This window comes from Mesorhizobium sp. M7A.T.Ca.US.000.02.2.1 (assembly GCF_003996995.1).
Lineage (GTDB): Bacteria > Pseudomonadota > Alphaproteobacteria > Rhizobiales > Rhizobiaceae > Mesorhizobium.
Genome location: NZ_RZTT01000436.1, coordinates 1 through 4,791, shown reverse-complemented (window position 1 = coordinate 4,791; position 4,791 = coordinate 1). Strand labels below are relative to the sequence as shown.

General features: G+C 61.4%; 6 protein-coding genes. All 6 read left to right on the top strand.

Annotated features, from left to right (window positions below):
- On the top strand, nucleotides 1–379 hold a 379-nt coding region (locus EOD15_RS28635), incomplete at its 5' end, for an energy transducer TonB (protein WP_148129674.1).
- Between the two features lie 40 nt (nucleotides 380–419).
- Nucleotides 420–1,730 carry a Tol-Pal system beta propeller repeat protein TolB gene (gene tolB, locus EOD15_RS28630; protein WP_127380663.1) on the top strand — a complete coding sequence of 437 codons (1,311 nt, stop codon included), beginning with the start codon at nucleotides 420–422 and terminating at the stop codon, nucleotides 1,728–1,730.
- Between the two features lie 109 nt (nucleotides 1,731–1,839).
- Nucleotides 1,840–2,139, top strand: a complete 300-nt coding sequence (locus EOD15_RS28625) for a four helix bundle protein (protein WP_245463791.1) — start codon at nucleotides 1,840–1,842, stop codon at nucleotides 2,137–2,139.
- Between the two features lie 244 nt (nucleotides 2,140–2,383).
- On the top strand, nucleotides 2,384–2,890 hold the full coding sequence (pal, locus tag EOD15_RS28620) for a peptidoglycan-associated lipoprotein Pal (protein WP_023811856.1): 507 nt from the start codon (nucleotides 2,384–2,386) through the stop codon (nucleotides 2,888–2,890).
- Between the two features lie 224 nt (nucleotides 2,891–3,114).
- Nucleotides 3,115–4,224: a tol-pal system protein YbgF gene (gene ybgF / locus EOD15_RS28615; RefSeq protein WP_127327632.1), complete on the top strand. Its 1,110-nt coding sequence runs from the start codon at nucleotides 3,115–3,117 to the stop codon at nucleotides 4,222–4,224.
- A gap of 57 nt (nucleotides 4,225–4,281) precedes the next feature.
- Nucleotides 4,282–4,791, top strand: a 510-nt coding sequence (tilS, locus tag EOD15_RS28610) for a tRNA lysidine(34) synthetase TilS (RefSeq protein ID WP_127409060.1), incomplete at its 3' end; no start/stop codon positions are given.

Below are 4,791 nucleotides of genomic sequence, written 5' to 3'. Positions count from 1 at the left end.
GCAGAAACCATCCGGCGGTGGCGCCAAGCGCTCGACCCAGCAGGCGTCGCTCGGCGGCGACAAGGATCAGGGCCAGAAGCTTTCCAGGTCCGAAATGGGTGCTCTGGAAAGCCAGCTTGGCGGCTGCTGGACCCTTCCCGCGGGCCTTGAAGGTTCCGAGAACTTCGTCGTCGTGGTGCGGTTCAACCTGGATGCCTCCGGCAAGCTGGACGGACGCCCGGCGGTCGAAACGTCGAGCGGAAACCGCCAGTTCGACGAAAGTGCCGTTCGTGCGGTGCAAAAATGCGATGTCACCGGCCTGCAAGTTCCCGCCGGCAAGCAGGACATCTGGGCCGACGTCCGCGTCACCTTCGATCCAAGGGAGATGCTGGGCCTCTAAGGCCCGGGTATCCGAAAATCAGTACGAGAAGCGAGAAGACATGAAATCAATCCTCAAGCCGCTCCTGATGGTCGCAGCAATGGCGATGGGCATGACCGCTGCCAGCACATTGCCGGCGCTGGCGCTGGTCGAGCTCAACGTCAACAAGGGCAATGTCGAGCCGCTGCCGATCGCCATCACGGATTTCCAGGGCGGCGACGCGCTTGGGGCGCAGATTTCGCAGATCGTCACCGCCGATTTGAAGCGTTCGGGTCTGTTCGCTCCGATCGACAAGAGCGCCTTTATCGAGAAGATCACCAACCCCGATGCAGCACCGCGCTTCGACGACTGGAAGGTGATCAACGCGCAGGCGCTGGTCACCGGCAGCGTCAGCAAGGAAGCCGACGGCCGCATCCGCGCCCAGTACCGGTTGTGGGATACTTTTGCCGGCCAGCAGATGGCCGGCGAGCAGTTCTTCGCCAACGACGCCAATCAGCGGCGTGTCGCCCACATTATCGCCGACGCCATCTATGAGCGGCTGACCGGCGAAAAAGGCTATTTCGACACCCGCGTCGTCTTCATCGACGAATCCGGCGCCAAGAATGCGCGCAAGAAGCGCCTCGCGATCATGGACCAGGACGGCGCCAATGTGCGCTATCTCTCGGACGGCAGGTCGATCGTGCTGACGCCGCGTTTCTCGCCGAACCGGCAGGAAATCACCTACATGTCCTATGAAAGCGGCCAGCCGCGGGTCTACCTGCTGCAGATCGAAACGGGGCAGCGCGAACTGGTCGGCAATTTCCCCGGCATGACCTTTGCGCCGCGCTTTTCGCCCGACGGCCAGAAGGTGATCATGAGCCTGCTGCGCGACGACGGCAATTCCAACATCTTCGCCATGGACCTGCGCAGCCGCTCGACGACGAGGCTGACCAACTCGACCGCCATCGACACCTCGCCGTCCTATTCGCCCGATGGCAGCAAGGTGGTGTTCACCTCCGACCGTGGCGGCCGCGCGCAGATCTACGTGATGGGAGCCGACGGCTCGGGCCAGACCCGCATTTCCTTTGGCGACGGCGTCTATTCGACGCCGGTATGGTCGCCGCGCGGCGACCTCATAGCCTTCACCAAGCAGACCGGCGGCGAATTCCAGATCGGCGTCATGAAGACCGACGGCTCGGGCGAGCGCATCCTGTCCTCCGGCTTCCAGCAGGAGGGGCCGACCTGGGCGCCGAATGGCCGCGTGCTGATGTTCTTCCGCGATTCCGCCGGTGGGCCCAAACTGATTTCGGTCGATCTGACCGGACGCAACGAGCAATCGATCCCGACGGCGAACTTCGCTTCCGACCCGGCCTGGTCGCCGCTGCTTGAATAGAGGAATTGAGGAACTGGGGAATTGAAGAACTGAAGAATGGAGAAGGCGGGCGGCTACATTAATCGCGCGAAGGATCTAGAGGTATATAAGCGCGCTTATGTGGTTTCTCTTGACGTCCATAAAGCTCGTTTTCCCGAAAATGGAGCAATACGCACTGGCTGATCAGTTGCGTCGCTCCAGCAAAGGAATCTGCGCCAATTTGGCTGAAGGATTTGCCAAGCAGACTCACTCCAAACCCGAATTCGCGCGGTTCATTTCGATGGCAATGGGGTCATGCAGCGAGGTGGAGACGTGGATTTCCTATGCGTTCGACCTTGGATACATCAGCCAGGCACAACACGACGATTGGCTGCGATCCTATGCCCATATCTACGGCATGCTGATCAATCTGAGAGAAAAGCTGAAGTGAATTCTCTCTTCAGTTCCTCAATTCCCCAACTCTTCAATTCCTCATTTCCATCTCTTTGTCGCGTTTTGGCCGTATTTACGCCTAGGGTCCGCGTGAAATGTGGCTTCAGGCCAAAGGGCTGCGGACGGGCAGCTTAAAGCAAAATTAACCGTGTTTCTTGAATGCCGGTTAACCCAAACGTGGTTACTGGGTGATCAACGAAATCACTCAAATTAGATCACTCGAAATACGAAGGAGAGGCGGCATGGGCCGTATTGCAGCACTTACCAGAAACCCGGTCATGATCGCGCTGGTGGCGATGCTCGCCATCGCAGGTTGCGCCTCGAAGAAGACGCCGAACAGCGCTCAGGATCTTGGCCTTAACGGCGCCGGCGCGGCGACGCCCGGATCGGCGCAGGACTTCACCGTCAACATTGGCGACCGCATCTTCTTCGATACGGACTCGACCTCGATCCGTGCCGACGCGCAGACGACGCTCTCGCGCCAGGCGCAGTGGCTGAACCAGTACAAGCAGTATGCCATCGTCGTCGAAGGCCATGCCGACGAACGCGGAACGCGCGAATACAATTTGGCGCTCGGCGCCCGCCGCGCCGCCGCCACCCGCGACTTCCTCGTTGCCAAGGGCGTTTCGGCCAGCCGTCTCAAGACCATTTCCTACGGCAAGGAACGTCCGGTCGCGGTGTGCGACGACATCTCCTGCTGGTCGCAGAACCGCCGCGCGGTCACCACGCTTAGCGGCGCTGGCTCCTGAAGCATCACGCAGCCGACCGGCGCGTCAAGAACGGCGGCCGTCTAGCGGTAAAAATGCAACATACCTGTGCGAAAGGCGGCCCTTGGGGCCGCCTTTTTCACATCCGGATGCCCGAAACAAAATTTGGCCGAAGTCTCGGCTCCTGCTATGAGCCGAGGGCGCTTGGCTGGTCCCATGCTGATTGGAAGGCGCGAACAAGCTAACGAAATCACTGCGAGAGGCACATGCATTTGAGATCGGTTCTGAGCGGCACGCTTGCGCTGCTGCTCCTATCAGGCGTCACCGCCCTGGCCAGCGGCACCGGGGCGAGCGGCACGGGGCAATCAACCGACAGCGGCTTTACCTTCCATCTTCCCAGTATCGAATTGCCCAGCCTTTTCGGTCAAAAGAAGAAACCAGACCAAGTTCAGCTGGTGCAATCCGATCCTGCCGCTGTCACCAGCCTGGAAGAGCAGCTGCGGCAGATGAACGGCAAGATCGAGGAACTCAATTTCCAAGTCCTGCAGATGCAGGAGCAGATCCGCAAGCAGCAGGAAGACAATGAATTCCGCTTCCAGCAGCTGGAAGGCGGCGGCACGCAAGGCGGGCAGCCGCCGGCGCAGAAGAAATCGGACGCCACCACCGGCACCGACAACGATGTGGCGGCGGCCCCGGCAATACGGGCGCCGGCCGATGCCGGCGCCGCGCCCGCCAACGATCAATCGGCAGGCGGCAAGACGGTCGAGGACGTCATCGTCGAATCTCCCGATGGCGACCCCGGCAAGGTTATTCCGGGTACGGGAGCGCCGGAAAAGAATTTCGGCACCATCACCGTCGACAAGAACGGCAATGTGATCGATGCCGGCGGCAACACGCAATCGACCGCGCCGGCGCAGGACACCGCGCCAGTCGCCGGGGCGGCGCCCAAGGCCGGAAAATCCGATACGGTGGTCGCGGCGTTGCCCGCCACCAACAACCCGGAAGAGCTTTACCGCAACTCCTACCAGTTCATCCTTTCGGGCGACTACGGCACCGCCGAGCAGGGTTTTCGCGATCACATCGCCCGCTTCCCCAAGGATGCGAAGGCGGCGGACGCGCATTACTGGCTGGGCGAGTCATTGCTCGGCCAGCAGAAATATCGCGACGCGGCCGAGACGTTCCTTGCCGCCAGCAAGGACTACCCCAAGGCCAAGAAAGCTCCCGACATGTTGCTGAAGCTCGGCGTGTCGCTGGTCGGCCTCAAGCAGCATGACGTTGCCTGCGCCACCTTCAGCGAGGTCGGCAAGCGCTACCCCGATATTTCCAGTGCGCTCAAGGAACGCGTCAAGCAGGAGAAGGCTCTGGCTGCCTGCTGATCCTTGTCCTACATGTCGTTGTCCTGAAACCGGGATCACTTTTGGGCGACATGCATTATGCTCGACACCGAGCCGGACCTTTCGACTAACCCTTTTTCGCATATCGATTTTACCAGCGGCGCTGTTGCGGCCGTGTCCGGCGGCAGCGACTCGATCGCCCTGCTCCTTCTTCTCAAAGACCATCTCGACCGTACGGCGCCGGCAACCAGGCTGCTGGCGGTGACGATCGACCACGGTTTGCGGTCCGGTTCGGCTGCGGAAGCGCAATCAGTGGCGAAGCTGTGCGCCAGACTCGGAATTTCACACCGCATCCTGACATGGTCGGGCCCCAAGCCATCGACCGGCCTGCCCGCCGCCGCTCGCGAGGCGCGCTACCGGCTGCTGGCCGAGGCGGCACAAGCCGAAGGCATCGGCCTGATCCTCACCGGCCATACCGCCGATGACCAGGCAGAGACGGTGCTGATGCGGCAAGCGCGCGAAGAAGGATTGGCGCGGGACGGGGGCCAAGGCCATGCCGAAATGGCAGGCCGGGGACTTGCCGGCATGGCGCCGGCCACCTTGTATGAC